Annotated in this window: 20 protein-coding genes and 1 tRNA gene; 15 read left to right on the top strand and 6 right to left on the bottom strand. The window is 72.5% G+C overall.

Translation table 11 applies throughout. The features are described from left to right. Positions 1–196 precede the first annotated feature (196 nt). Positions 197–1417 (top strand): alginate lyase family protein, encoded by a 1221-nt coding sequence (locus tag IE272_RS05575; protein WP_056703909.1) that lies wholly within the window; start codon positions 197–199, stop codon positions 1415–1417. Between the two features lie 100 nt (positions 1418–1517). Here IE272_RS05575 and IE272_RS05570 read toward each other — a convergent pair whose 3' ends face one another. Together IE272_RS05570 and IE272_RS05565 are read right to left on the bottom strand one after the other, a co-directional pair. After that, positions 1518–3563 carry a M4 family metallopeptidase gene (locus tag IE272_RS05570; protein WP_190006388.1) on the bottom strand — a complete coding sequence of 682 codons (2046 nt, stop codon included), beginning with the start codon at positions 3561–3563 and terminating at the stop codon, positions 1518–1520. A gap of 444 nt (positions 3564–4007) precedes the next feature. Next, positions 4008–4598, bottom strand: coding sequence for a TetR/AcrR family transcriptional regulator (locus IE272_RS05565; RefSeq protein WP_056703915.1), 591 nt, complete (start codon positions 4596–4598; stop codon positions 4008–4010). 124 nt (positions 4599–4722) lie between these two features. Here IE272_RS05565 and IE272_RS05560 point away from each other — a divergent pair, with 124 nt between their 5' ends. From IE272_RS05560 to IE272_RS05550, 3 genes are all read left to right on the top strand, one after another. Then, positions 4723–5814 carry an FAD-dependent oxidoreductase gene (locus tag IE272_RS05560; RefSeq protein ID WP_190006387.1) on the top strand — a complete coding sequence of 364 codons (1092 nt, stop codon included), beginning with the start codon at positions 4723–4725 and terminating at the stop codon, positions 5812–5814. A 79-nt stretch (positions 5815–5893) separates the two neighbouring features. Beyond that, positions 5894–6012 (top strand) — tRNA-OTHER (locus tag IE272_RS05555). A 126-nt stretch (positions 6013–6138) separates the two neighbouring features. Beyond that, the gene (locus IE272_RS05550) at positions 6139–7005 is read left to right on the top strand and encodes a TIGR03620 family F420-dependent LLM class oxidoreductase (protein ID WP_056703920.1); all 867 of its coding nucleotides are present in this window, start codon (positions 6139–6141) and stop codon (positions 7003–7005) included. Positions 7006–7025: 20 nt separating this feature from the next. Here IE272_RS05550 and IE272_RS05545 read toward each other — a convergent pair whose 3' ends face one another. Further along, positions 7026–8906, bottom strand: a complete 1881-nt coding sequence (locus IE272_RS05545) for an ABC transporter ATP-binding protein (RefSeq protein ID WP_190006386.1) — start codon at positions 8904–8906, stop codon at positions 7026–7028. Continuing rightward, complete coding sequence (locus IE272_RS05540; protein WP_098893241.1) at positions 8903–10846, bottom strand: ABC transporter ATP-binding protein; 1944 nt, start codon at positions 10844–10846, stop codon at positions 8903–8905. The genes IE272_RS05545 and IE272_RS05540 overlap by 4 nt, the downstream gene beginning before the upstream one ends. 163 nt (positions 10847–11009) lie before the next feature. On the opposite strand from IE272_RS05540, the gene IE272_RS05535 reads away from it, so the two are divergent. Genes IE272_RS05535 through IE272_RS05520 form a run of 4 tightly spaced genes read left to right on the top strand, consistent with a single transcriptional unit; the run spans position 11010 to position 14740 of the window. Beyond that, on the top strand, positions 11010–11927 hold the full coding sequence (locus IE272_RS05535) for an ABC transporter ATP-binding protein (protein WP_056704333.1): 918 nt from the start codon (positions 11010–11012) through the stop codon (positions 11925–11927). Between the two features lies 1 nt (position 11928). Beyond that, positions 11929–12726, top strand: coding sequence for an ABC transporter permease (locus IE272_RS05530; protein WP_050362330.1), 798 nt, complete (start codon positions 11929–11931; stop codon positions 12724–12726). Between the two features lie 14 nt (positions 12727–12740). Beyond that, positions 12741–14090 carry a sensor histidine kinase gene (locus IE272_RS05525; RefSeq protein ID WP_190006385.1) on the top strand — a complete coding sequence of 450 codons (1350 nt, stop codon included), beginning with the start codon at positions 12741–12743 and terminating at the stop codon, positions 14088–14090. After that, positions 14087–14740: a response regulator gene (locus IE272_RS05520; RefSeq protein WP_190006384.1), complete on the top strand. Its 654-nt coding sequence runs from the start codon at positions 14087–14089 to the stop codon at positions 14738–14740. The genes IE272_RS05525 and IE272_RS05520 overlap by 4 nt, the downstream gene beginning before the upstream one ends. Positions 14741–14756: 16 nt before the next feature. Here IE272_RS05520 and glgX read toward each other — a convergent pair whose 3' ends face one another. Continuing rightward, on the bottom strand, positions 14757–17015 hold the full coding sequence (gene glgX, locus IE272_RS05515) for a glycogen debranching protein GlgX (protein ID WP_190006383.1): 2259 nt from the start codon (positions 17013–17015) through the stop codon (positions 14757–14759). A 154-nt stretch (positions 17016–17169) separates the two neighbouring features. Here glgX and IE272_RS05510 point away from each other — a divergent pair, with 154 nt between their 5' ends. The 7 genes from IE272_RS05510 to IE272_RS05480 all read left to right on the top strand — a co-directional run bounded on the left by IE272_RS05510 (position 17170) and on the right by IE272_RS05480 (position 24192). Next, on the top strand, positions 17170–18411 hold the full coding sequence (locus IE272_RS05510; protein ID WP_050362333.1) for a L,D-transpeptidase: 1242 nt from the start codon (positions 17170–17172) through the stop codon (positions 18409–18411). 218 nt (positions 18412–18629) lie between these two features. Next, positions 18630–19877 (top strand): L,D-transpeptidase, encoded by a 1248-nt coding sequence (locus IE272_RS05505; protein ID WP_056703936.1) that lies wholly within the window; start codon positions 18630–18632, stop codon positions 19875–19877. Between the two features lie 93 nt (positions 19878–19970). Next, positions 19971–20738, top strand: coding sequence for an enoyl-CoA hydratase/isomerase family protein (locus IE272_RS05500; protein WP_050362334.1), 768 nt, complete (start codon positions 19971–19973; stop codon positions 20736–20738). Between the two features lie 274 nt (positions 20739–21012). Beyond that, positions 21013–21528: an ATP-binding protein gene (locus IE272_RS05495; RefSeq protein ID WP_032793793.1), complete on the top strand. Its 516-nt coding sequence runs from the start codon at positions 21013–21015 to the stop codon at positions 21526–21528. 381 nt (positions 21529–21909) lie between these two features. Continuing rightward, positions 21910–22725 carry a polysaccharide deacetylase family protein gene (locus IE272_RS05490; protein ID WP_056703939.1) on the top strand — a complete coding sequence of 272 codons (816 nt, stop codon included), beginning with the start codon at positions 21910–21912 and terminating at the stop codon, positions 22723–22725. Between the two features lie 39 nt (positions 22726–22764). Beyond that, complete coding sequence (locus IE272_RS05485; RefSeq protein WP_007457219.1) at positions 22765–22980, top strand: EF-hand domain-containing protein; 216 nt, start codon at positions 22765–22767, stop codon at positions 22978–22980. A gap of 144 nt (positions 22981–23124) precedes the next feature. Further along, on the top strand, positions 23125–24192 hold the full coding sequence (locus tag IE272_RS05480) for a CopD family protein (protein WP_073957630.1): 1068 nt from the start codon (positions 23125–23127) through the stop codon (positions 24190–24192). Here the strand turns inward: IE272_RS05480 and IE272_RS05475 are convergent. Next, positions 24189–25682 (bottom strand): carboxylesterase/lipase family protein, encoded by a 1494-nt coding sequence (locus tag IE272_RS05475; protein ID WP_190006382.1) that lies wholly within the window; start codon positions 25680–25682, stop codon positions 24189–24191. The genes IE272_RS05480 and IE272_RS05475 overlap by 4 nt on opposite strands. Between the last annotated feature and the right edge of the window lie 29 nt (positions 25683–25711).

The following is a 25711-nucleotide window of genomic DNA, read 5'->3' as shown; positions in this document are numbered from 1 at the left end:
GTGCCGGGTCCCTGCGCGTGTGCCGGTGGGGCCGGGGCCCGTTCGTGCAATGAACACAGAACCTTGACGTGTCCATGGAATGGCTTTACGTTCCTGACTCATCACAGGGTTCATCATGCGGCCCATTGTTCACACCCATGAACTTGGTTGCCGGGTCGGGCTATTGAACCGCCACCGCACCGGAAGGCACCCCCACATGCGCACCGGCACCATTCCCCGCGTTCTCGGCACCGCCGCCGCCCTGGCCGCGCTGCTCACCACGGCGCTCGCCGCACCCGCCCTGGCGGAGCGGCCCCCGGCCCCCGCCCCGGCCCCCGGCCGAGCCGCCGCCCCGGCGGACTTCACCCACCCCGGGGTGCTCGTCAGCCGCCCCCAACTGGACTTCGTCCGGGGCCGGGTGCAGGCGGGCGCACAGCCCTGGAAGAGCGCCTTCGACCAGATGGCGGGAAGCAGGTACGCCTCCCTGACCCGTACCCCCAAGCCGCGCGCCGTCGTCGAGTGCGGCTCCTACTCCAACCCCAACAACGGCTGCACGGACGAGCGCGAGGACGCCATCGCCGCGTACACGCTCTCGCTGGCCTGGTACATCACCCAGGACAGCCGGTACGCGCAGAAGGCCATCCAGATCATGGACGCCTGGTCGGCCGTCATCAGGGACCACACCAACAGCAACGCGCCGCTCCAGACCGGCTGGGCCGGCTCCTCCTGGCCCCGCGCCGCCGAGATCATCAAGTACACCTACAGCGGCTGGCCGAACTCCGGCCGCTTCGGCACGATGCTGCGGGACGTCTACCTCCCCGAAGTCACCAACGGCTCCCACTCCAACGGGAACTGGGAGCTGTCCATGACCGAGGCGGCGATCGGGATCGCGGTCTTCCTGGAGGACCGCGCCGCCTACGACAAGGCCGTCGGCAAGTTCCGCGGACGTGTCCCCGCGTACATCTATGTGACCGCCGACGGTTCGCTGCCCAAGGTCGCCCCCGGCAGCGGGCTCGACACCCGGGCGAAAGTCGTCAACTACTGGCAGGGGCAGTCCACCTTCATGGACGGCCTCTCCCAGGAGACCTGCCGCGATCTGACCCACACCGGCTACGGCCTCTCCGCCATCTCCCACATCGCCGAGACCAGCCGGATCCAGGGCCAGGACCTCTACCCGGAGGTCGCCGACCGGCTGCGGCACGCGATGGGGCTGCACGCCAAGTACCAGCTGGGCGCGGCCGTGCCGTCCTCGCTCTGCGGCGGCTCGCTCAAGGACGACCTCGGGCCGGTCACCGAGGTCGGCTACAACGCCCTCGCCAACCGCCTCGGTCACGCGATGACCAACACGCGGACGCTGACCGAGCGGCAGCGGCCGGCCGGGTCCAACAACCTGTTCGTCGCCTGGGAGACCCTGACCCACGCGAACAACCCCGCCTGACGCGGGGCCCGCACACGCCACGGCGAACGGCCCGGGAGGGGGCGAACCCCTCCCGGGCCGTTTCGTGTGTGCTCCCTCCGGGCCGGTGGGCCCGGCGGGATCAGAAGGTGAGCTTGAAGCTGTTGATCCGCCCGGTGTCCTGGCGTGCGACGTCCTGGACCTTCAGCTTCCAGACCCCGTTGGCCACCTCGGACGAGGCGTTGACCGTGTAGGTCTCCACCACGTTGTCCGCGGAGTCGCCGGAGGAGGAGTTCTTCAGCCGGTAGGCGGTGCCGTCCGGGGCCACCAGGTCGACGACCAGGTCACCGCGCCAGGTGTGCGTGATGTTCACGTCCGCCTTGAGGGTGCTCGGCGCGTTGCCGGTCACACCGGAGACGGTGACCGAGCTGGTGACGGCCGCACCGGCGTCCGGGATGGTCACCGCGGTGGTGTTCTCGAACACCTTGCCGCCCGGGTCGGGGTTGCCGCCGCCGGGGCGGGCGCCCACGTTGATGCCGGCCCAGGCGTGGGCCACGGCCGCGTACTCGGGGCTGGTGGCCCCGTACAGCTCACTGGCGACCGCGAGCGTGCCGGTGCGGGCAGCGGCGTAGTTGGTCGTCGAGGTGAACTTGGTGGTGAGCGCCTTGAACCAGATCTGCAGCGCCTTGTCCCGGCCGATGCCGGTCACCGGGAGCCCGTCGGAGGTCGGCGAGTCGTAGTTGACGCCGTTGACGGTCTTGGCGCCGCTGCCCTCGGAGAGCAGGTAGAACCAGTGGTTCGCCGGGCCCGAGGAGTAGTGGACGTCGACGTTGCCGATGCCCGAGTACCAGGCGTCCTTGGACGCGCCGTCCTTGGAGGGCTTGTCCATGTAGCGCAGCGGGGTGCCGTCGCCGTTGATGTCGATCTTCTCGCCGACCATGTAGTCGCCCGGGTCCTGGGCGGTGTTGGAGTAGAACTCCACACCCGCGGCGAAGATGTCGGAGGTGGCCTCGTTGAGGCCGCCGGACTCGCCGCTGTAGACCAGCTTGGCCGTGACCGAGGTCAGGCCGTGTGTCATCTCGTGGGCGGCCACGTCCAGGGAGGTCAGCGGCTTGACGTTGCCGCTGCCGTCGCCGTACGTCATGCAGAAGCAGCTGTCCTGCCAGAACGCGTTGACGTAGTTGTTGCCGTAGTGGACGCGGGAGTACGCGCCGACGCCGTCACCGCGGATGCCGGAGCGGCCGTGCACGTTCTTGTAGTAGTCCCACGTCTCGGCCGCGCCGTAGTGGGCGTCCGCGCCGGCCGTCTCGGCGTTCTGCGGAGTGCCGTCGCCCCAGATGTCGTCCGGGCCGGAGAACAGCGTGCCGGTGCCGGAGCTGCCCCGGTTCAGGTTGTACGTCTTGTGGTTGCCGCGCGTGGTGTCGGTCAGGGTGTACGAGGGCGCGGTGCCCAGGGTGACCTGGCCGTTGTACTGCGTGTTGCCCGTGCCGTTGTGGACGGCCTGCCACTCGTAGAGCTTCTCGCCGGAGGCGGCGTCGGTGACGACGTGCAGCTCGTTCGGGGTGCCGTCGTGCTGGAGTCCGCCGACCACGGTCTCGTACGCGAGCTGCGGGGAGCCGCTGCCCAGCCACACCACCTTGCGCGGGGCCTCGCTGGCCTTCTTCGCCTTCGAGCCCTCGGCCTTCGCCCGGCCGAGCGCCTGCTGCTCGGCCGCTGCCGGGGCCACGTCGGCGGTGAGGCCGACGGCCTTCAGCTGCGCGCTGGTCGCCTTCGACGCCTTGCTGACGCCCTCGGTCGCTCCGGCCGGGGACGCCTTGACCACGAGGTCGCCGCCGAGGACGGGAAGCCCGCCCAGGGTGCGCTCGTAGCGGGTGTGCGTCGTGCCGTCGCGGTCCTGGGCGACGTCACGGACCACGAGCTTCTCCGTGGACCCGAGGCCGAGTTCCTTGGCGGTGGCCGCCTTGGTGGCGTTCGCCTCGCTGAGCAGCTCGGCGCGCTGGGCGGGGGAGAGCTTGGCGGGCAGGGCGCCCGGGTCGGCCTTCGTGCCGGCGGTGATGCCGCCGAGCGGGGCCGAGGAGGGTGCGGAGGTGGCGGTCGCGGCGCCGGACGGAATGGCGACGGCTATGAGGGCTGCTGCGGCTATCAGAGCGCCGGTCGCGGTGGCGCGACGGCTGGGCGTGGATCTCACGCGGACTCCTTCTGCGAGGGGGGTACCGGCGGCGCTGGACGAGCCGTCCGGACGGTGCAGGCGGTGCGCAGAACGGGGTGAAGAGTGTCAGCAGATGACCGCACCTGTCAGGACCGCGTCAATAAGTTGGCCGGTTTTCGTTCGTTGCAGGAAAGGTCATGTTCGTTAAGCGGACGTTTCGCCGATCATTGCCGCAGTGTTACCGGGCGTTGTGGAGCCCGGTATTCACAGGGTGGTCACAGGTTTCGTGCGCGAAGGGCACCGCGGCGTCGCGGGCGGGAAGGGGTGTGATGACCGCCTGATGAGACAGCGTCGGGTTCTGGCCAGATTCACACGCCGGAATGCGCCGATCCGTCAGGATGCGGCGCGGGGGCGGCGCGGGGGCGGTCATGGCGCGAGGCGCTCCGGGCGGCCGCGGGTGCGGCGCCGGCCCGGCCGCGGCGCTCAGTCGCCCGCGTCCGTCGGATACACCGCGTCCAGGAGGTCGCGCACGAAGCGGTCCACGTCGTCCAGTCCTGCCGCCGCGAGCGTGTCGGGGCCGTTCGTCAGCAGATGCGGGATCGCCGCGTGCAGCGCGAGGGTGACGACGGCGGCCCGCTGCGGGGTGACGGGCAGTCCGGCGGAGCGCTGGGCCAGCTCGAAGCCCGCGAAGTCCCCGCTCGCCATCGGATCGAGGATGCCGGACAGCCAGGGTCGCCGGGTCGCCTCGGCCTGGAGCTCCAGCACCGCCAGCAGCCGGGAGCGGCCCGGCCCCGCGACGTTCTCCAGGAGGGAGCGGAAGAGGACCGTCAGGCCCTCGCGGTCCATCGGCCCCCGGGTCGCGGCCAGCTGTCCGGTGAGCGCGAGGTACTGCTCCAGGCAGCGCTCCGCCACCGCGCGGAGCACCGCGTCCCTGGTCGGGAAGTAGTTCTTGGCGGTGCCCGGCGGCACCTCGGCGGCCCGGTCCACGGCCCGGTGGGTCAGTCCGCGCCCGCCGTCCCGGGCCAGCACCTCGACGGCCGCGTCCCGCAGCCGGTCCCGCCGGTCCGGATTCACGCGCGCTCCCTCACTCCCGTACGGCCGCCCTCTTCCGGCCCTTCTGTTGCCGATGCTACCCCAGCCGTGGTACCACAGTTGTGGTGGTTCTCTTGCAGGGTCCGAACGAGCTCGGGAGCGCGACATGACAGGAACGGCGACCGTGGTCGGCGCGGGAATAGGCGGTCTGGCGACCGCGATCGGACTCCGCCGCGCGGGCTGGACGGTCACGGTGCTGGAACGGCGCACCGAATTGGAGCGGTACGGAGCGGCCTTCGGCATTCACCCCACCGCGCAGGCCGCGCTCGACCGGCTCGGCGTGGGCGACGCGCTGCGCGACCACGCCGTGCCCTACCGCGACGCGCACATCCGCACCCCGGACGGCAGGCCCATGGCCCGCCTCCCGCTGGAACGCATCGAAAGCAAGGCGGGCCGCCCCGAACTCCTCATCTCCCGGCCCTACTTGCTGGACGCCCTGCTGGCGGGCCTGGACGCCTTCGGGGACGTACCGATCAAGCTCGGCGAGCGGGTCACCGACGTGGACGCCCTCGCCGCGGGGCAGGACCTGGTGATCGGCGCCGACGGCATCCGCAGCGCCGTGCGCACCGCCCGCTTCGGCGACCGCAGCGGCCCGCGCCGGGTCGGCACCGTCGCCTGGATCGGCATCGCCGACTTCGAGAGCCCGGTGCACGGCGAGACCTGGGGCAGCGGCCGGTTCTTCGGGCTGACCCCGGTCGAGCCGGGCCGCACCAACTGGTACGCCACCGTGCCCGAGGCCACCACCGCCGAGGAACTGCGCGCCTCCTTCGCCGGCTGGCACGACCCGATCCCGCGGATCCTGGACGCCACCGACCCGGCCACCTGGATCCGCTACGAGATGCGGCACCTCTACCCGGCGCTGCCCTCCTTCGTCTCCGCCGACGCCCGGCCCGCCTCCCGTGTCCCCACCGGCGCCCGGCCGGCCCCCGTCGCCCTGGTCGGCGACGCGGCCCACGCCATGACGCCCAACCTCGGCCAGGGCGCCTGCACCGCGATCCTGGACGCGGACGCCCTGACCCGTGCACTCGCCGCCGCACCCCCGGGCCCGGCGGGCATCGCCGGGGCCCTGCGCGCCTACGACGCCGAACGCCGCCGCAGCGCCCAGCGGACGGCCCTCGGCTCGCGGACCCTGCACCGCTTCATGAGCACGGAACGCACCCGGCTGCGGGACGCGGCGGTGCGCCTGCTGCCGGGGTGAGGGCGGTCGATCCCGTCGCCCCGGAGGCGGCCGCCACCCTACGATCGGCGGACCGGGACCGCGCGGTCCCGCAGGGTGCGGTGCCGTGGCCGAGCGGCCCAAGGCGATCGGCGCGGGGGAGACTCCCTCCGCGCCGACCGATGAGGCGGGGGCGGGTCTGCCCCGGCCCGTCCGCGGGTTCGAATCCCGTCGGCATCGCACCCGGCCGTCAAGGCGGAGTGACCGGACGCCGACGATCGGCTTCCGGACAGGACGGGGCCTTGCGGGCGACAGGTCCCGCCCGCGCCGCTACAACGGAGCTTCCCCACCCAGGAAGGCTTCGCCATGCAGCTCGGGACGATCGGTATCTGGAGCCTGGCGTTCACGCACGGGGACCGCGCCGAGGCGCGGGACGCCGCGACCGAGCTGGAAGAGCTCGGGTACGGCGCCATCTGGCTCGGCGGCAGCCCGGGCGGCAACCCGCGCGCGGACCTGCTCACGGCTTCGGCGGTCCTGTCGGCGACGAGCCGGATCACCGTCGCGACCGGGTGCGTGTCCATCTGGGACAGGCCACCCGGCCGACTCGCCGCCGCCTACCACGCTTTGCCGGAACGGCAACGGAACCGGCTCTTGGTGGGCCTGGGCGTCAGCCATGCCGAGATCGCCGGCCGGTACCACGAGCCGTACCACGCGCTGCGCTCCTACCTGGAGGCACTGGACGCGGCGGATCCGCCACTGCCGTCGACCGCCCGCATCATCGGTGCGCACGGGCCGCAGATGACCCGGCTGGCAGCAGCCAGGACCACGGGAGTGCACCCCTACCTCGTCGGCCCCGCCCATACCGCCTGGGCCAGGTCGATGCTGGGCGAAGGGCCCTTGCTGGCGCTGGAACAGACCGTCATCCCGCACACCGACGCCGGGAAGGCCCGCGCCACGGCCCGGGCCATGCTCGCTCCCTACCTCGGGCTGCGCAACTACCGGTCGGCGTGGCTGCGCGGGGGGTTCGCGGTCGAGGACCTGTCCGGCGGCGGCAGCGACCGGCTGATCGACGAGCTGTTCGCCTGGGGCGAACCGGACGAGATCGCCGCCCGGCTCACCGAGCACCACCGGGCCGGAGCCGACCACATCGCCGTCCAGGTGGTCACCGACAGCTTCGACACCTTCGCCCGCCAGGCATGGCGCGACCTCGCCCCGGAACTGCTCGCCGCATAGGCGGCCCCGGCCGGAACCGCTCAGGCCAGGCTGTCCTTCCACGTCCGGTGCAGCCCCGCGAACCGCCCCGTCCCGCCGATCAGTTCGGCGGGCGCGCCGTCCTCCACGATGCGGCCGTGCTCCATCACCAGCACCCGGTCCGCGATCTCCACCGTGGAGAGCCGGTGGGCGATCACCACCGCCGTGCGGCCGTGCAGCACCGTGTCCATGGCCCGCTGCACGGCCCGCTCGCCGGGGACGTCCAGGGAGCTGGTCGCCTCGTCCAGGATCAGCACCGCCGGGTTCGCCAGCAGGGCCCGGGCGAACGCCACCAACTGCCGCTGGCCCGCCGAGATGCGCCCGCCCCGCTTGCGTACGTCCGTGTCGTAGCCGTCCGGCAGGGCGGCGATGAAGTCGTGCGCGCCGATCGCCTTCGCGGCGTGCTCGATCTCCTCGCGGGTGGCGTCCGGGCGGCCGATCGCGATGTTCTCCGCGACGGTCCCGGAGAACAGGAACGCCTCCTGCGTCACCATCACCACGCCCCGGCGCAGCTCGGCGGTGTCCAGGTCGCGCAGGTCGGTGCCGTCCAGCAGCACCCGGCCTTCGGTCGGGTCGTAGAAGCGGGCCAGCAGCTTGGCCAGCGTCGACTTGCCCGCGCCCGTCGACCCGACGACCGCCACCGTCCGGCCCGCCGGGATCTGCAGGTCGAACGTGGGCAGCACCTCGCCGCCCGTACGGTAGGCGAACCGCACCCCGTCGAACGTGACCTCCCGGCCCGGGAGTTCGCCCGAGCGCGGCGGCAGTTCCTTCGGCCGGTCGGTCTCCGGGACGTTCGGCGTCTGGGCCAGCAGTCCGGCGATCTTCGTCAGCGAAGCGGCCGCCGACTCGTAGGAGTTGAGGAACATCCCCAGCCGGTCGATCGGGTCGTACAGCCGGCGCAGATACAGCACCGCCGCCGCCAGCACCCCGAGCGCCAGCGTCCCGTCCGCCACCCGGTAGGCGCCCCACAGCACCATCCCGGCCACCGCCGTGTTCGCGATCAGCCGTGAACCGATGACATAGCGGGCCATCTCCAGGATCGCGTCGCCGTTCGCCCGCTCGTGGCGGGTGTTCAGCGTGGTGAAGACGGTGTCGTTGCTCCGCTCGCGGCGGAACGCCTGGACCGGACGGATGCCGTTCATCGTCTCCGCGAACTTCACGATCACCGCCGCGATCGCCGTCGACCGCGCCGTGAACGCGACGGACGCCCGCCGCCGGTACGTCCGGACCATCAGATACAGCGGTACGAAGGAGAGCGTGGCGATCGCGCCGATCCCCAGGTCCAGCCAGAGCAGCACCAACGCGATCGACACGAACGACAGGACCACGCCGATCAGTTCCTGGAGCCCCTCGCTCAGCAGCTCCCGCAACGACTCCACATCCGTCGTGGAACGCGAGATCAGCCGGCCCGAGGTGTAGCGCTCGTGGAAGTCGACGCTGAGCGCCTGCGCGTGCCGGAAGATCCGGCCGCGCAGATCGAGCAGCACGTCCTGGTTGATCCGCGCGGCGGCCCGGATGAAGGCGTACTGGAGGACGCCCGCGCCGACGGAACACACCGCGTAGCCGATCGCGACCGCCATCAGCGGCCCGTAGTCGTGGTCGCGGAACGCCGGGACCCCGCTGTCGATCGCGTACGCCACCAGCAGCGGGCCCGCCTGCATCGCGACCTGCTGGACCAGCAGCAGCAGGGCCGACACCGCGACCCGGCCGCGCATCGGGGCCAGCAGCGAGAACAGCAGTGCCCTGGTCGCCCCGGGCGGCGCGGGCAGGTCGTCCCGGTCGAACGGGTCGTCGGCGCGCCCGGGGGCGGGCGCGGTCCGGCTCTTCGGCGGGCCATCGTCGTCGGCGGCCGGGAGCGACGCGTCATCGGTGGTCGTGGTCATCGGGCACTGCCCTCCTCGGCGGGGACCTGCTGTACGGGGGTGCTCACCGAAGTGGCGGGGTGCGGCCCGGCGGGCTCGCCCACCGGCGTGGAGAGTTCGCCCACCGGCCCGGCGGGAGGCGGCGTGGCGGGCTCGCCCACCGGTGCGGCGGACGCGTCCACCGGCCCGGCGGGCTCGTTCCCGGCGCCCGACATCAGCCAGGCGTACTCCGCGTTGTCGCGCAGCAGCTCCTGATGGGTGCCGACCGCGGCGATCCGGCCCCCGGACAGCAGCGCCACCCGGTCGGCCAGCATCACCGTGGAGGGGCGGTGCGCCACGACCACCGCGGTCGTCCGCTCCAGGACCTGCCGCAGCGCGGCCTCCACCAGCGTCTCCGTGTGCACGTCCAGCGCGGAGAGCGGGTCGTCCAGCACCAGGAAGCGCGGCTCCCCGACCACGGCGCGGGCCAGCGCGAGGCGCTGACGCTGGCCGCCGGACAGGCTCAGGCCCTGCTCGCCGACCTCGGTGTCCAGCCCCCGGGGCAGCCGGTGCACGAAGTCGGCCTGGGCCACCGACAGCGCCCGGCGCACCTGCTGCTCGTCCGCGTCCGCCGCGCCCATCGTCACGTTCTCGCCGACCGTCGCGGAGAACAGCGTCGGCTCCTCGAACGCCACCGAGACCAGCTCCCGCAGCCGGGAGCGCTCCATCGTGGCGATGTCCTCGCCGTCCAGCGTGATCCGCCCGCCGGTCACCTCGTGCAGCCGGGGCACCAGAGCGGTGAGCGTCGTCTTGCCCGACCCCGTACCCCCGACCAGGGCCAGCGTCTCACCGGGCCGGATGTGCAGATCGATCCCGGCGAGGACCGGCGGCGAGCCCGGATCCGCGTCCGGGTAGCGGAACTCGACGCCCTCGAACACCATCCCCGGACCGGTGGCCGGAGCGCCCTCGCGGACCGGCGCGGCCCCGGGCTCCTCCGCCACGTCCATCACCTCGAAATACCGGTCGGTCGCGGTCGCCGACTCCTGGCTCATCGCCAGCAGGAAGCCGATCGACTCCACCGGCCAGCGCAGGGCGAGCGCCGTGGACAGGAACGCCACCAGCGTGCCCGCGGACAGCGTGCCGTCCGCCACCTGGATCGTGCCCAGCACCAGCGCCGCGCCGATCGCCAGCTCCGGGATCGCGGTGATCAGCGCCCAGATCCCGGCGAGCAGCCGGGCCTTGCCCAGCTCCGTGGTGCGCAGCCGGTGCGACAGCGCCCGGAACGCCTGCGCCTGACTGCGGTGCCGGCCGAAGCCCTTGACGATGCGGATGCCCAGCACACTCTCCTCGACGACCGTGGTGAGGTCGCCGACCTGGTCCTGGGCCCGGCGCGCGACCACCGAGTACTTCGTCTCGAACAGCGAGCACAGGATCATCAGCGGCACCGCGGGCGCCAGCAGCACCAGACCGAGCGTCCAGTCCTGGGCGAACAGGATGACGAACCCGACCAGGATCGTGGCCGTGTTGACGACCAGGAAGGTCAGCGGGAACGCCAGGAACATCCGCAGCAGCATCAGGTCCGTCGTCCCGCGCGACAGCAGCTGACCCGAGGCCCAGCGGTCGTGGAACGCGACCGGCAGCCGTTGCAGATGGCGGTAGAGATCCGCCCGCATCGACGCCTCGACCCCGGCCAGCGGACGCGCCACCAGCCAGCGCCGGAGCCCGAACAGCAGCGCCTCCGCGATGCCGAGCAGCAGCAGATACAGCGCCCCCAGCCACACTCCGCCCGGATCGCGGTCGGCCACGGGACCGTCCACCATCCACTTCAGGACCAGGGGGATCACCAGCCCCAGGCAGGACGCCAGGATCGCCACGAAGGCGGCCGTGAACAGGCGCACCCGTACGGGTCGGACATAGGGCCACAGGCGCAGGAGGGAGCGCACGGCGGACCGGTCCGTGCGCTCTGCAGGCTTTTTGGGCATCAGGGGCGACCTTACGTTTCACCACTGACATCGGTCCTGCCAATTTCCGCCGGGCCGGACCTCCGCCGGCGACGGTCGTACCCCGGGTCAACCGATCGGCCGATGCGCCGTCGAGCGTGACGGCGGATACCGCCCGCGCCCGCCCGCCGGAACCCTGGTGGACATGGCAATCATCGAAGTCAACGGGGTACGCAAGACCTACGCGGGCCGTGCCGTGGTCGACGGCGTCTCCTTCTCCGTGGACGAGGGCGAGATCTTCGGCATCCTCGGCCCCAACGGGGCGGGCAAGACCACCACCGTCGAATGCGTGGAGGGTCTGCGCATCCCCGACGCGGGCACCATCAGGGTCGCCGGGCTCGACCCCGTCGCCGACCACGACCGGGTGACGCACCTGCTCGGCGCCCAGCTCCAGGAGAGCGAACTCCAGGCCAAACTGACCGTACGGGAGGCCCTGGAGCTGTACAGCGCGTTCTACCCGACCCCGGCCGACTGGCGTCCGCTCGCCGCCCGGCTCGGCCTCGACGAGAAGCTCGACACGCGCTTCGCCAAGCTCTCCGGCGGCCAGAAGCAGCGCCTGTTCATCGCGCTCGCCCTGATCGGCAACCCGAAGGTGGTCGTCCTCGACGAACTGACCACCGGCCTCGACCCGCGCGCCCGCCGCGACACCTGGAAGCTCATCGAGGAGATCCGCGACGGCGGGGTGACCGTCCTCCTCGTCACCCACTTCATGGAGGAGGCCCAGCGCCTCTGCGACCGGATCGCCGTCATCGACCGGGGCAAGGTCGTCGCCCTGGACACCCCGGCGGGGCTGATCCGGCGGGCCACGGGCTCCACCGTCGTCTCCTTCGTGCCCTCCCGGGCGCTCACCGGCCCCGACCTCACCCGGCTCGCCGCGCTTCCCGGCGTCGAGACCGTGACCCCGCCCGACCGCGAGGGGGCGCTCACGCTGCACGGCACCGACGAGACCGTCACCCCGTTCGTCGCCCTGCTCGCCGAACTCGGCGTCACCGCCCAGCGGCTGCGCATCACCGAGACCAGCCTCGACGAAGCCTTCCTCGACCTCACCGGACAGGACCTCTGACATGCCGACCGAGACCACCACCGCACCCACCGCCCCCGGGTCCCGCGTCGCCCGGCGACGCGGTCCCGCGGCCGCCGTCCTGATCGCCGAGACCCGGCTCTTCCTCCGCGAACCGGGCAACCTGTTCTGGATCTTCGTCTTCCCCTCCGTTCTCCTGGTGATCCTCGGCTTCATCCCCGCCTTCAAGGAGACGCAGGACGACCTCGGCGGACGGCGCGTCATCGACCTGTACGTCCCCATCTCGATCCTGCTCGCCATGATCACGGCGGGGATCCAGGCGATGCCGCCGGTCCTCACCGCCTACCGCGAGCGCGGAATCCTGCGCCGGATGTCCGCCACCCCGGTGCGGCCCTCCGCCCTGCTCGGCGCCCAGATCCTGCTGCACGGCGCGGCCTGCCTCGCCTCCGCGCTCCTCGTCACCGCCGTCGGCCGGATCGCCTACGGGGTCGCGCTGCCCGAACAGCTCCCCGGCTACCTGCTGGCGCTGCTGCTCGCCGTCGCCGCCGTACTGACGCTGGGCTCCATGATCTGCGCCCTGTCCCGGACCACGAAGGCGGCCACCGCGATCGGCACGGGCGCCTACCTCGTGATGATGTTCAGCGCCGGCGTGTGGCTGCCCGTCCAGACGATGCCCGACGCCCTGCGCCGCATCGTGGAGATCACCCCGTTGGGGGCCGCCTCCCAGGCGCTGGAGCAGGCCGCCTCCGGGAGCTGGCCGGGCTGGATCCACCTCCTGGTCCTCGCCCTGTGGACCGCGGCCCTGGGCACCGCGGCCGCTCGACTCTTCCGGTGGCAGTGACGGAGACTGCCGGAATGACGTTGCCGCCCCGCTCCTCGTACCTGTCGGGTGCGACAGGGCCCCGCACCATCGAGGACCGCTGGGAGCAGTTCTACCGGTACGGTCCCTACGCCGTCCTCACCCTGTCCGTCCTCGTCGGGGGTGTCGCCGCCGACCTGATCATGACCCGTACCGAGATGTACGTCGCCGGGGCCCTCGTCGCGGCGGCGTACGGGCTCCAGCTCTGGTGGGGCCGGGCCCGCCCGCGTACCGCTCCGGGCGCCCCGGCCGGGGTGACCTACTACGCCGCCCGGACCGTCCTGGCCTTCGCGCTGTCCTGGCTCAACCCGTTCTTCGCGATCTACGCGGCGCTCAGCTACTTCGACGTCGAGCCCCTGCTGCCCAAGCGCTTCGTCCGCGCCGGGCTGCTCACCACCGCCGTCACCCTGGCCGGTTCGCAGAGCGGAGGCCTGCCGCCCGCCTCGTTGATGAACTGGGTCGCCTTCTGCGTGCTCTACATCGTCAACGCCACCCTCGCCCTCTTCTTCTGGCACGTCGGCATGCGGGAGGAGGAGAAGGCCCGCATCCAGGCCGAGACCATCGCCGAACTGGAGCGCACCAACCTCCGGCTGGAGGAGGCCATGGCGGAGAACGCGGCCCTGCACGCCCAACTCCTCGTCCAGGCCCGTGAGGCCGGGGTCGACGACGAGCGGCGGCGGCTCGCCGCCGAGATCCACGACACCCTCGCCCAGGGCCTCACCGGGATCATCGCCCAGCTCCAGGTCGTCACCTCCGTCTCGGACCGCGATCCGGTGACCGCCCGCCTCCATCTGGAGCGGGCCGCCGCGCTCGCCCGCCACAGCCTCGGGGAGGCCCGCCGCTCCGTGCACAACCTGGCCCCCGTCGCCCTGGAGCACGACGAACTGGCCGGGGCGCTGGGGAAGACGGTCGCCGGCTGGGCCGAACAGCACCGCGTCCGGGCCGACTTCACCGTCACCGGAACCGTCGAACCGGTCCACGACGAGATCGCCGCGACCCTGCTGCGCATCGCGGGCGAGGCCCTCGCCAACGCAGGGCGGCACTCCGGGGCCTCACGGGTCGGGGTGACGCTGTCCTTCATGGACGACGAACTGACCCTGGACGTACGGGACGACGGGCGAGGCTTCGACCCCACGACCGCGACCCCGGCCGGCCGCACCGGAGGCTTCGGCCTCGGCGGTATGCGGGCCCGCGCGGAGCGCATCGCGGGCGCGGTCGAGGTGGAGTCGGAACCGGGCGGCGGCACGGCGGTATCGGCCAGGGTCCCCCTGGTCAGGTACCCCGTGAACAGCACCGCGGTGGCCCCTGGTCAGGCTGCCCCGAGCCGCCGTACGGTGCCGTCATGACCGAGACCGCCGCCCGCGCCATCAGCCTCGTCGTCGTCGACGACCACCCGGTCGTCCGGGACGGACTGCGGGGCATGTTCGCCGCCGCCCCCGGATTCGACGTCCTCGGCGAGGCGTCGAACGGCGTGGACGCCCTCACGGCCGTCGAACGCCTCGACCCCGACGTCGTCCTGATGGACCTGAGGATGCCCGGCGGCGGGGGAGTGGCGGCCATCGCGGAGCTGACCCGGCGCGGCGCGCGCTCGAAGGTGCTGGTGCTGACCACGTACGACACCGACTCCGACACCCTGCCCGCGATCGAGGCGGGCGCGACCGGCTACCTCCTCAAGGACGCCCCGCGCGAGGAGCTGTTCGCGGCCGTCCGGGCCGCCGCCGACGGGCGCAGTGTCCTGTCGCCCGCGGTCGCCTCCCGGCTGATGACCCGGGTCCGCACCCCCGCCGCCGACCCCACCGAGACCGCCCTGTCGGCCCGCGAGCGCGAGGTGCTGGTCCTGGTGGCGCGGGGCACCACCAACCGGGAGATCGCCGCCGAACTCTTCATCAGCGAGGCGACCGTGAAGACCCACCTCACCCATGTCTTCGCCAAGCTGGGCGCCAAGGACCGGGCCGCGGCCGTCGCCGTCGGCTACGACCGGGGCATCCTCGGCTGATCCGTACGTCCCCCGCTCAGTCCGCCACCCGCAGCAGCAGCACCGAGCGGGCCGGCACCGTCATCTCCGTACCGCCGTCCAGGACGGTGCCGGGAGCCTCGGTCTGCTCCTCCCGGGAGGTGTCCAGGACCAGTTCGTAGCGGGCCGCCCACGGTGCTCCCGGCAGGGCGAAGACCGTCGGCTCCGCGCCTGCGTGCAGGACCGCCAGGAAGCTGTCGTCGGTGACCGGCTCGCCCCGCGCGTCCCGCCCCGGGATGTCCCGCCCGGAGAGGTAGAGGCCGAGCGTGGCGGCGGGGGCGTACCAGTCGCCCTCCGTCATCTCCCGGCCGTCCCGGGCGAACCACGCCAGGTCCCGCAGCCCGTCCGGGGCCTGCGCGCGGCCGGAGAAGAACGCGCGGCGCCGCAGCACCGGATGGGTCCGGCGCAGCGTCAGCACCCGGGCCGTCAGCTCGGTCAGCTCCCGCCACTGCGGCTGTTCCAGCAGTGACCAGTCCAGCCAGCCGGTCGCGTTGTCCTGGCAGTAGGCGTTGTTGTTGCCGCCCTGCGTCCGGCCCATCTCGTCGCCCGCCACCAGCATCGGCACCCCGGTGGACAGCAGCAGGGTGGTCAGCAGATTACGGAGCTGGCGGCGGCGCAGCGCGTTGATCCCCGGGTCGTCGCTCTCGCCCTCCGCCCCGCAGTTCCACGCCCGGTTGTCGCTCGTCCCGTCCCGGTTGCCCTCCCCGTTGGCCTCGTTGTGCTTCTGCTCGTAGCTCACCAGGTCGCGCAGGGTGAAGCCGTCGTGCGCGGTGACGAAGTTGACCGAGGCGTACGGGCGGCGGCCGCCCCAGGCGTACAGGTCGCTGGAGCCGGTCAGCCGGTAGCCGAGATCCCGTACGTCGGGGAGCGCGCCGCGCCAGAAGTCGCGCACCGCGTCGCGGTAGCGGTCGTTCCACTCGGTCCACAGGGGAGGGAAGGCTCCGACCTGGTAGCCGCCGTTGCCCACGTCCCACGGCTCGGCGATGAGCTTGACCCGGCGCAGCACCGGGTCCTGGCCGATCACCGCGAGGAACGGGGAGAGCATGTCGACGTCGTGCATCGAGCGGGCCAGCGCCGCCGCCAGGTCGAAGCGGAAGCCGTCGACGCCCATCTCGGTGACCCAGTAGCGCAGCGAGTCGGTGATGAGCCGCAGCACCTGGGGCTGCACCACGTGCAGGGTGTTGCCGCAGCCCGTGTAGTCGGCGTAGCGGCGCGGGTCGTCCCTCAGGCGGTAGTAGCCCCGGTTGTCGATGCCGCGCAGCGACAGCATCGGTCCCAGCTCGCCCGCCTCCGCGGTGTGGTTGTAGACGACGTCGAGGATCACCTCGATCCCGGCCTCGTGCAGCGCGTGAACCATCCGCTTGAACTCGCCGACCTGCTGGCCCGCCGTCCCGGAGGCGGAGTAGCCGGCGTGCGGGGCGAAGTAGCCGATGGAGTTGTAGCCCCAGTGGTTGCGCAGCCCGCGCCGCAGCAGATGGTCCTCGTGGGCGAACTGGTGCACCGGGAGCAGTTCGACGGCGGTCACCCCGAGCCGCGTCAGGTGCTCGATCGCGGCCGGGTGCGCGAGCCCCGCGTACGTGCCGCGCAGCTCGGGCGGGATGTCCGGGTGCAGCTTGGTGAAGCCCCGCACGTGCAGTTCGTAGATCACGGAGTCGGCCCACGGGGTCTTGGGGCGGCGGTCCTCCACCCAGTCGTCGTCGTCGCGCACGACCACGCCCTTGGGCACGAAGGGCGCCGAGTCCCGGTCGTCCCGCACGGTGTCGGCCACATGCTGGTCCGGCCAGTCCCGTACGTGCCCGTAGACCTCGGGCGGCAGGGCGAAAGTCCCGTCGACCGCACGGGCGTACGGGTCCAGCAGCAGCTTCGCCGCGTTCCAGCGGGCCCCCGTCCACGGGTCCCAGCGGCCGTGCACCCGGTAGCCGTAGCGCTGACCGGGCCGCACCCCGGGCACGAAGCCGTGCCAGATCTCATGGGTCAGCTCGGTCAGCGGGCAGCGGGTCTCCATGCCCCGCTCGTCGAACAGGCACAGCTCGACCGCCTCGGCCCCGCCCGCCCACAGGGCGAAATTGGTCCCCGCCACCCCGTCCGGGCCGACCCGGAAGCGGGCCCCCAGCGGCATCGGCGCCCCGGGCCAGACGGCGGGGGCCGACGCCCCCGCCCGGGCGGCGTCGGCGCGGTGGGCCTCCGCGATCTCCGCCCGGGCCCCGGCCACCGCTTCCGGATCCCGTACTGCCTCCTGCTCGGCTGCGCTGGACACCGTGTCGCCTCCCGCGGCTCGTGGGACGGGCACCTACGAGGGGGGCGCGCGGCGTCCCGGCGGCGGCCCCCTTCAGGTAGTCCTCCCCTCTGTTCTGCCCACCGGGCGGCCCGCACTCACGTTTCCCCCGACCGGCCCTGGTCGTTGGGGGAGCGTGAACCACACAGCGAAGAGCGCACGGGCCGGCTCGGCCGCCGTGCTGACATGGGCAGGACTGCTGACCGTGCTGGCCCTTCTGACCGGCTGCACCGACACCCGCGAGGCTTTGTTCAACGGCAAGGCGGGCTCCTCCGACGACGCGATCAGCGTCTTCCCCGCGGACGGCGCCGAGGACGTCGACGAGGAGACCCGCATCGCGGTGAAGGTCCCCGACGGGCGGCTGGAGAGCGTGAAGGTCATGCGGATCGAGGACGCGCAGCGGCAGACGGTGGCCGGGCGCATCGCCGATGACGGGAGGTCCTGGAAGCCGGAGCCCGCCGCGGGGCGGCTCGCCCTCGCCGCGAAGTACAGCATCGACGCGGTGGCCGTGGACGGAGCGGGCCGCCGTTCCGCCCGGCACTCCACGTTCACCACACTCGTGCCCGAGCACCGCTTCATCGGGTACTTCAAACCGGAGAACCGGTCCACCGTGGGCACCGGCATGATCGTCTCCTTCTCCTTCAACCGCCCGATCGCCGACCGGGCCGCGGTGGAGAAGGCCATCCGGGTGACGTCCGATCCGGTGGTGGAGGTCTCCGGCCACTGGTTCGGCAAGGACCGGCTCGACTTCCGCCCGAAGGCGTACTGGAAGCCGGGCACCGAGGTCACCGTCGACGTCGGGCTGCGCGACGTCGAGGGCGCCCCGGGGGTCTACGGCAGCCAGGACAAGACCGTCGTCTTCACGGTCGGCCGCTCCCAGGTCTCCCTGGTCGACGCGGAGGAGAAGACCATGGAGGTGCGCCGGGACGGCGAACTCGTGGATACGGTCCCGATCACCGCAGGAGCCCCGAAGACGACCACGTACAACGGGAAGATGGTGGTCACCGAGATGCACGAGGTGACCCGGATGAACGGGGCCACGGTCGGCTTCACGGACAAGAAGGGCAAGGGCGAGTACGACATCAAGGACGTGCCGCACGCGATCCGGCTCACCGAGTCCGGCACCTTCCTGCACGGCAACTACTGGGCCGACGAGTCCGTCTTCGGCGAGGAGAACGTCAGCCACGGCTGCGTCGGGCTGCGCGACGCCAAGGGCGGCAGCGGCTCCACCCCCGGCGGCTGGTTCTTCGACCGGACCCTGATCGGCGACGTCGTCGAGGTGGTCAACTCCCGGGACAAGAAGGTCGCACCGGACAACGGGCTCAGCGGCTGGAACCTCGGCTGGAAGAAGTGGAAGGCGGGCTCCGCCCTGCGCTGACGCCCCGGGCCCGCCCGCGTTTGGCCCGCACCCCGCCGCTGCGCCCCGGCACCCCGCGCCACCTGCACAGCTCCCCGGACCACTGGTACGGAACGGTGACATTCCGGAGGGAGTTCACCCCGCACGCGATGTGATTATCTTGCGGCGGGCGCGCATGTTCGGCGCGCGGGGGTGCGGGCCACGGCGGGAGCCGGGCCCTGCGAGGGGAGACGACCACAGTGAACGGGCAGCCGATATCGGGGGCATCGGCCGGGGCGAGCGGGAAGCGGCGCGGCGGAACGGGGCTACTGGCCCTGGTTCTGGGCGCACTGCTGTTGCTGGTGACGGCCTGCGGCGGCGGCAGCGCCGACGCGGGGGACGAGAAGGGGCCGGCGGGCAGCGCGAAGAAGGAGGACACGACCGCCTCGCAGGCGGTGGTGACCATCGCGCCCAAGGACGGCGCGGAGTCCGTGGCGACCAGCGGTGCGCTGAAGATCGGCGCCACGCAGGGCAAGCTGACCACGGTGAAGGTCTCCGACCCCAAGGGCAACGAGGTCGAGGGCGAGATCGCGGCCGACGGCGCGAGCTGGACGCCCGAGCGGCATCTCGCCGCCTCCACGAAGTACGCGGTGCACGCGGTGGCGAAGGACGCCGAAGGGCGCGAGTCGGCGAAGGACACCACCTTCACCACGCTCGTCCCGGCGAACACCTTCATCGGGCAGTACACACCGGAGGACGGTTCCACCGTCGGGGTCGGCATGCCGGTCTCCATCAACTTCACCCGGGGCATCACCGACCCCGACGCGGTGGAGCGGGCGATCAAGGTGACGGCCGAGCCGGCCGTCGAGATCGAGGGCCACTGGTTCGGGAACGACCGTCTCGACTTCCGCCCGGAGAAGTACTGGGCGGCGGGCACCAAGGTGACCGTCGACCTCAACCTCGACGGCGTCGAGGGCCGGCCGGGCGTCTACGGCAAGCAGGCCAAGAAGGTGTCGTTCACCATCGGCCGCAGCCAGGTCTCCACCGTCGACGCGAGCGCGAAGCGGATGAAGGTGGTCCGTGACGGCAAGCAGATCAAGGACATCCCGATCTCCGCGGGCGCCCCGGCGACGACCACGTACAACGGTCAGATGGTCATCAGCGAGAAGCTCAAGGTGACCCGGATGAACGGTGACACCGTCGGCTTCGGCGGCGAGTACGACATCAAGGACGTGCCGCACGCCATGCGGCTGTCCACCTCGGGCACCTTCCTGCACGGCAACTACTGGGGCGCGTCCTCCATCTTCGGCAGCACCAACACCAGCCACGGCTGCGTCGGTCTGCGGGATGTGCGCGGCGGCTACGACAACCAGACGCCGGCGGCCTGGTTCTACAACAAGTCGCTGATCGGCGACGTGGTCATCGTGAAGAACTCGCACGACAAGACGATCCAGCCGGACAACGGCCTCAACGGCTGGAACATGGACTGGGAGGAGTGGAAGAAGTAGGACTTCCTTCCGCTCCCCGATCGACCCGGCGGGCCCGGTGCTGTGACCAACGGCACCGGGCCCGCCGGCGTTAGCGTTGGTTAACCTGCCTCCATGACTGTGACCCTCGAAGTACGCGACGGTGTCGGCACGATCCTCCTGGACCGGCCGCCCATGAACGCCCTGGACGTGGCGATCCAGGACCGGCTGCGGGAGCTGGCCGAGGAGGCGACCCGGCGCGAGGACGTGCGGTCGGTGATCCTCTACGGCGGCGAGAAGGTGTTCGCGGCGGGCGCGGACATCAAGGAGATGCAGGCGATGGACCACACGGCGATGGTCCTGAGGTCCAAGGGCCTCCAGGACGCCTTCACCGCCGTCGCCCGCATCCCCAAGCCGGTCGTCGCCGCCGTCACCGGCTACGCGCTCGGCGGCGGCTGCGAGCTGGCGCTCTGCGCCGACTTCCGGATCGCCGCGGACAACGCCAAGCTCGGCCAGCCGGAGATCCTCCTCGGACTGATCCCGGGCGCGGGCGGCACCCAGCGGCTCGCCCGGCTGATCGGCCCCTCCCGCGCCAAGGACCTCATCTTCACCGGCCGCATGGTCAAGGCGGAGGAGGCCCTGACGCTGGGACTGGTCGACCGGGTGGTCCCGGCCGCCGAGGTCTACGAGCAGGCGCACGCCTGGGCCGCCAAGCTGGCCAAGGGGCCCGCGCTGGCGCTGCGCGCGGCCAAGGAATCGGTGGACGCCGGGCTGGAGACGGACATCGACACCGGGCTCACCATCGAACGGAACTGGTTCTCCGGCCTGTTCGCCACCGAGGACCGCGAGCGGGGCATGCGCAGCTTCGTCGAGGAGGGTCCGGGCAAGGCCACCTTCCGCTGACCCGTAGTCAGAACGGATGGCCCGGTAGTCGGGTCGGACGGTCCCGCGCGGGGAGTTCATCCGTCAGAGCGGATTATCCGGGCCTTAAGGCAACCTTAAGGCCCGGAGCCGCCCCCGGCCGGGCCTTCCTCGTCGGGCCGGTCATCGTCGCAGCTCAGCGAGGTCGTTCGGGGAACTGTTCTGCCAGAGGCATATGCCAAAAGCCTTCCGTGAGAGGGGTTGTTCCGGGGTGCCGATTCCCCCGGAACGGCCCCGGAGGGCGATCCGTGCGGCCATGATGGTGGGCATGGCGGGCCTGGAGGGTGTGGATCAGCCGCGACCGCGCAGCAGCGCGACCGCGGCACGCTGGACGTCGACGATGGATGACGAACAGGCGTTCAAGGCGCTGGAGTTGTTCGGAAATCCGACCGAGGGGGAAGTCCGGCTGCCGTCCCGCCCGGAGTCGGCGGCGACGGCGCGGCGCATCACTTCCTGCGTCGTGCTCCGCCAGTGGGCCCTCTCGCCCCAGACCGCCGAGTACGCGGTACTCCTCGTCTCCGAGCTCGTGGGGAACGCGGTACGCCACACCGGGGCCCGGGTCTTCGGGTTACGAATGGTCCGCCGCCGGGGCTGGATCCGCATCGAGGTGCGCGACCCCTCGCGCGGGCTGCCCTGTCTGATGCCGGTGCGCGAGATGGACGTCAGCGGCCGGGGCCTCTTCCTCGTCGACAAGCTCTCCGACCGGTGGGGTGTGGATCTGCTGCCGCGCGGCAAGACCACCTGGTTCGAGATGCGCATCTCCGACCGCTGACCTGCTGAAACGCAGAAACCCCCGGTCGGCCGTGGTGCGGCGCTGCGAGGGTTTCTGGCGGGGGCCGTGACATGGGGGGTGTGTTCACGGCCGCTCAGGACGACCTTGGCCCGGGTCGATGGGGGTCGTGGATCCGACTATGGCAGATGGGCGACCCCGGTGCCAAAGCGACTTGTCGGAATATTTAAGGAACAAACGGGCAACTCTTGGTTGAATCGCAGGTGTGCTCGGTCACTCGCCTGGTTTTCCATGCATTTTTATGGCAGCGCTTGAATGATTCATTGATCATCTGCCGATCTACATAATCAGCACATTTCGCCCAATGCGCCCCTACTGTGTCCCGGGAATCGGTGGAACCCGTGGAGCGTGAGGTGGTCGGGCATGGATGGACGCAGGGCTCCGATGGGCCGCCGTGACGCACTGGGCGCGGGGGCCGGGGTGCTGGCCGCCGCCCTCGCCGCCGGATGCGCCCGGAGCGACCGGGCGGCGGGCGGAGCCGCCGGCCCCGCCGTGCTGCCGGAAGCGGCTCCGGCCGCCGCCCCCGCCCCGCAACGCTTCCCCGGGCTGCCCTTCCGGATCGCGCACGGTCCCCGCGACCGGCCCCGTGTCGCCCTCACCTTCGACGGACGGGGCGACCCGGACCTCGCCCGCGCCGCACTCGCCCGGTGCGAACAGGCCGGGGCGCGCGTCACGGTGCTCGCGGTCGGCACCTGGCTCGCCGAACACCCGGGCCTGGCCCGCCGGATCCTCGACGGGGGCCACGAGATCGGCAACCACACCGAGCACCACATCGACCTCGCGTCCCTGGACGAGCACGCGGCGTACGAGGAGATCGCCGCGTGCGCCCGGCGGCTGCGCCGGCTCACCGGGTCCATCGGCACCTGGTTCCGCCCCTCGCCCACCGGGTACGCGTCCCCGCTCCTCCGGCGCCTCACCCAGCGGGCCGGCTACCCCCACGTCCTCGGCTGCGACGTGGAGTCGCTCGACCACGCGGCCACCCGCGTCGCCGCCGTCACCCGGAAGGTCGCGGGGGAGCTGCGCAACGGATCCGTGGTGGAGCTGAGCCTCGGCCGCCCGGTCACCGTCGACGCGCTGCCGCTGCTTCTCGCCGAGATCGGCCGCCGCGGGCTGCACGCGGTGACGGCCACGGAGCTGCTGGGCCGACCGGCCGCCGAAGCCACCCGGACGGCCCGATAATCTGACCCCTGACATTCGGCATCACGAAGGGGCGGAACAGTGGCGGACATCGAGTCGGCGCGGACGGCATTCGAGCGGTTCGACAAGAACGGCGACGGGCTCATCACGGCCAACGAGTACAAGAGCGCGATGGCCCAGCTGGGCGACCCCTTCGTCACCGAGACGGTGGCGCAGGCGATCATCAACGCCCACGACGCCAACGGTGACGGCCTGCTCACCTTCGACGAGTTCTGGGCCTCGCAGAACAAGGCCTGATCCGCCTCGGCGGCCGGTCCCGCGCCGTCGGGGCCCGGCCGCCGCCGGGTACGTCCGGAGGGGCCCCTTACGGCGCCTTCCGGCCGTCCCGCCCGCCGTGCGCGGCTTGCTGTGTCTTTGTCCACCGGCGAGGATCGGGCCGTGATGTTCTCCGGACCCCCCGCCGACCCGGCCGCGCCGACCGGGCCCGGCCTGCCCGCCGCCGCGGCCGTACCGGCTCCGACGGGCGACGTGCCGCGCGCCGGCGAGATACCCGGGGGAGCGTCCGGGCCGCGGGCCGGACGCTCCTGGACCGCTCCCCTCCTGCTCTGCGCCGCAGGCGTCCTCGCGCTCCTCGTGGCGCTGCTCGGCCCCGGCCTCGTGGCACGCGGCACCGGGGAGCTCCGGATACCCGGCGCCGGACTCACCACCGTGCTCCGCACCGTCCTGTTCGCCGCGCTCGCCCTCCACCTCGGCGAAATCATCGCCCCGCAGCTCGTCCGGCCCGTCCGGGGCCGCCCCCGTACCGCCGTGCGGAGCTGGGCGGTGTACGCCTCGCTCGCCGGGGCGGCCGCCGCGGCCGGGCAGATCGTCCGGCTCGCCGCCGTCAGCGATCTCGGGATCACCGAGACCTACGGCACCCGCGAGGGCGGTCTGCTCCTCCTCATCGCCAACGGCCTGGTCCTCGCCGCCTTCTGCGCCGCGAGCAGGCGCCCGGCCCTCGCGCTCGCCCCGCTCGCCCTCGTCATCGGCGCGGAGGCCCTGCGCGCGCATCCGGAGGCGTACAGCCCGGAGTTCGGCGCCGCCCTCACCGTCGTCCATCTGACCGCCGCGTCGCTGTGGACCGGCGGTCTGCTGTACGTCCTGCGCACCATGTGGCTCTGGCGCGACTCACCCGTCGCGGCCCGCGCACTGCTCGGCCGGTACGCGCGCCTGGCGATCTGGCTGTACGTCGCCCTCGCCGCCACCGGCACCGCCTCGACCCTGCGCCGGCTGCCGCTGGACGTGGTGTTCACCTCCGCCTACGGGCGCACCCTGCTGGTCAAGCTGGCGCTGATGGCCGTGGTCAGCGTGCTGGCGGTGGCGGCCCGGCGGCGGATGCTCCGGGACGCCGACCCGTCGGTCGCCCACCGGCTGGCCCGCCGCGAACAGGCCGTGCTGGGCCTGGTGGTGGTGGTCTCGGCGATCCTCACCGTGGTCCCCGACCCGCACTGGATCTCGCTGCGGCCCTAGGTCGTGTCCGCGACCTGGCTCCGGTACGGCTTCCAGCCGCGCAACTCGTCGTCGCGCGGGGCCAGGACCAGTTCCGGGGCGCCCGGTCCGAAGACCGTCACGGGGCGCCGCGCGTCCCAGGACGGCCACCCCGGGTCCCCGCCCGTCGCGAAGTCCACCCACGCCCGGTGCATCGCGTCCGCCAGCTCCTGCGGGGCGTCCGGGCCGGTCAGGGCCATCGTGTCGGGGTGGGCGAGCGTGTCGAAGACGAAGCCCAGCTCCAGCGCGTGACAGGCGCCGAGCCGCTGTACGGGGGTGGGCCAGCCGAACTCGTACACGTACGTGGCGCCCGGCGCGTGCGTCCGGGCGTCGGCCAGCCGGTTGAGCGGCACCCGCAGCAGCAGGTCCGTCGCGAGCGCGCCGAGGATCTCACCGGGGGTGGCGTCCGGGCGGTTGGCGCGGTAGGCGCGGGCGGTGGCGTTCGGCACCCGGAACTTCAGCAGGGCGAGGCGGAGCCGCAGCGCGCCGATCTTCTCGGTGAGGCCGCCGGGCACGAACCAGAGCCGGTACTCCTCGGTGTTCGTCCCCAGCAGCAGGTCGATCCCGGCGGACGCGCCCGCGTGCAGCGCCTCCACCGGGTTGTGGGGCAGCAGTTCGCCGTCCACGACCGGCTGGAAGGAGTTGCGGCCGGTCAGCGGGTTCCCGCCGCTGGTCACCTCGGTCTGCGCGGTCAGCAGCGCCTCCGGGTCCACGGCGGCCAGCGCGGCGGCCGTCGCGGGCACCCCGAGCCGCTTCGCGATCAGCTCGGTCGTCCCGCGCGCGGCGGCGGGCGGCAGCGCGGCGGGCGCCCCGCTCTGGAGCACCGCCCGCCGCAGCAGTCCCGCGGACCGGGGTGCGGTCAGCAGGGCGGCGATGCTGACCGCACCCGCCGACTCCCCGGCCACGGTCACCCGGTCCGGGTCGCCGCCGAACGCCGCGATGTTGTCGCGCACCCACTCCAGGGCGGCCAGCTGGTCCAGGAGCCCTCGGTTGGCGGGCGCGTCCGGGAAGACGCCGAAGCCCTCGACGCCCAGGCGGTAGTTGACCGAGACGAGGACCACCCCGTCCCGGGCGAACGCGGACCCGTCGTACACCGGCACCGCCGAGGAGCCGTGCGTCAGCGAACCCCCGTGGATCCACACGAGCACCGGCAGCCCGGCCGCACCCGGCTCCGGCGAGGGCGTCCACACGTTGAGGTTCAGACAGCCGTCGCCCGGCACCGCCGGATCCGGCAGCAGCCGGTCCAGCGGCGGGGCGTAGGGCCGCTTGGGGGCCGTCGGGCCGTACGCCACGGCCTCGCGCACCCCCGTCCACGGCTCGGGGGGCCCGGGGGCGCGGAACCTGCGCGCCCCCACCGGCGGAGCCGCGTACGGGATGCCGCGGAAGACCGCGACGCCCCGCTCCACCGCACCGCGCACGGTGCCGTGCACGGTCCTCACCTGTGGGGGAGCCCCCGCCTCGATGTCGGACATGTGCCAACCCCTCTCGCGGTGCGGTGGTC

Source organism: Streptomyces anulatus, from assembly GCF_014650675.1.
Lineage (GTDB): Bacteria > Actinomycetota > Actinomycetes > Streptomycetales > Streptomycetaceae > Streptomyces > Streptomyces anulatus.
The sequence above is the reverse complement of the archived record's forward strand: the minus strand, read 5'-3'. Positions and strand labels throughout refer to the sequence as shown.

Excerpts from the sequence above, each read along its gene's own strand:
- IE272_RS05575 (WP_056703909.1), top strand. The coding sequence starts at position 197 with ATGCGCACCGGCACCATTCCCCGCGTTCTCGGCACCGCCGCCGCCCTG.
- IE272_RS05560 (WP_190006387.1), top strand. The coding sequence starts at position 4,723 with ATGACAGGAACGGCGACCGTGGTCGGCGCGGGAATAGGCGGTCTGGCG.
- IE272_RS05550 (WP_056703920.1), top strand. The coding sequence starts at position 6,139 with ATGCAGCTCGGGACGATCGGTATCTGGAGCCTGGCGTTCACGCACGGG.
- IE272_RS05545 (WP_190006386.1), bottom strand. The coding sequence starts at position 8,906 with ATGACCACGACCACCGATGACGCGTCGCTCCCGGCCGCCGACGACGAT.
- IE272_RS05540 (WP_098893241.1), bottom strand. The coding sequence starts at position 10,846 with ATGCCCAAAAAGCCTGCAGAGCGCACGGACCGGTCCGCCGTGCGCTCC.
- IE272_RS05535 (WP_056704333.1), top strand. The coding sequence starts at position 11,010 with ATGGCAATCATCGAAGTCAACGGGGTACGCAAGACCTACGCGGGCCGT.
- IE272_RS05530 (WP_050362330.1), top strand. The coding sequence starts at position 11,929 with ATGCCGACCGAGACCACCACCGCACCCACCGCCCCCGGGTCCCGCGTC.
- IE272_RS05525 (WP_190006385.1), top strand. The coding sequence starts at position 12,741 with ATGACGTTGCCGCCCCGCTCCTCGTACCTGTCGGGTGCGACAGGGCCC.
- IE272_RS05520 (WP_190006384.1), top strand. The coding sequence starts at position 14,087 with ATGACCGAGACCGCCGCCCGCGCCATCAGCCTCGTCGTCGTCGACGAC.
- IE272_RS05500 (WP_050362334.1), top strand. The coding sequence starts at position 19,971 with ATGACTGTGACCCTCGAAGTACGCGACGGTGTCGGCACGATCCTCCTG.
- IE272_RS05495 (WP_032793793.1), top strand. The coding sequence starts at position 21,013 with ATGATGGTGGGCATGGCGGGCCTGGAGGGTGTGGATCAGCCGCGACCG.
- IE272_RS05490 (WP_056703939.1), top strand. The coding sequence starts at position 21,910 with ATGGATGGACGCAGGGCTCCGATGGGCCGCCGTGACGCACTGGGCGCG.
- IE272_RS05480 (WP_073957630.1), top strand. The coding sequence starts at position 23,125 with ATGTTCTCCGGACCCCCCGCCGACCCGGCCGCGCCGACCGGGCCCGGC.
- IE272_RS05475 (WP_190006382.1), bottom strand. The coding sequence starts at position 25,682 with ATGTCCGACATCGAGGCGGGGGCTCCCCCACAGGTGAGGACCGTGCAC.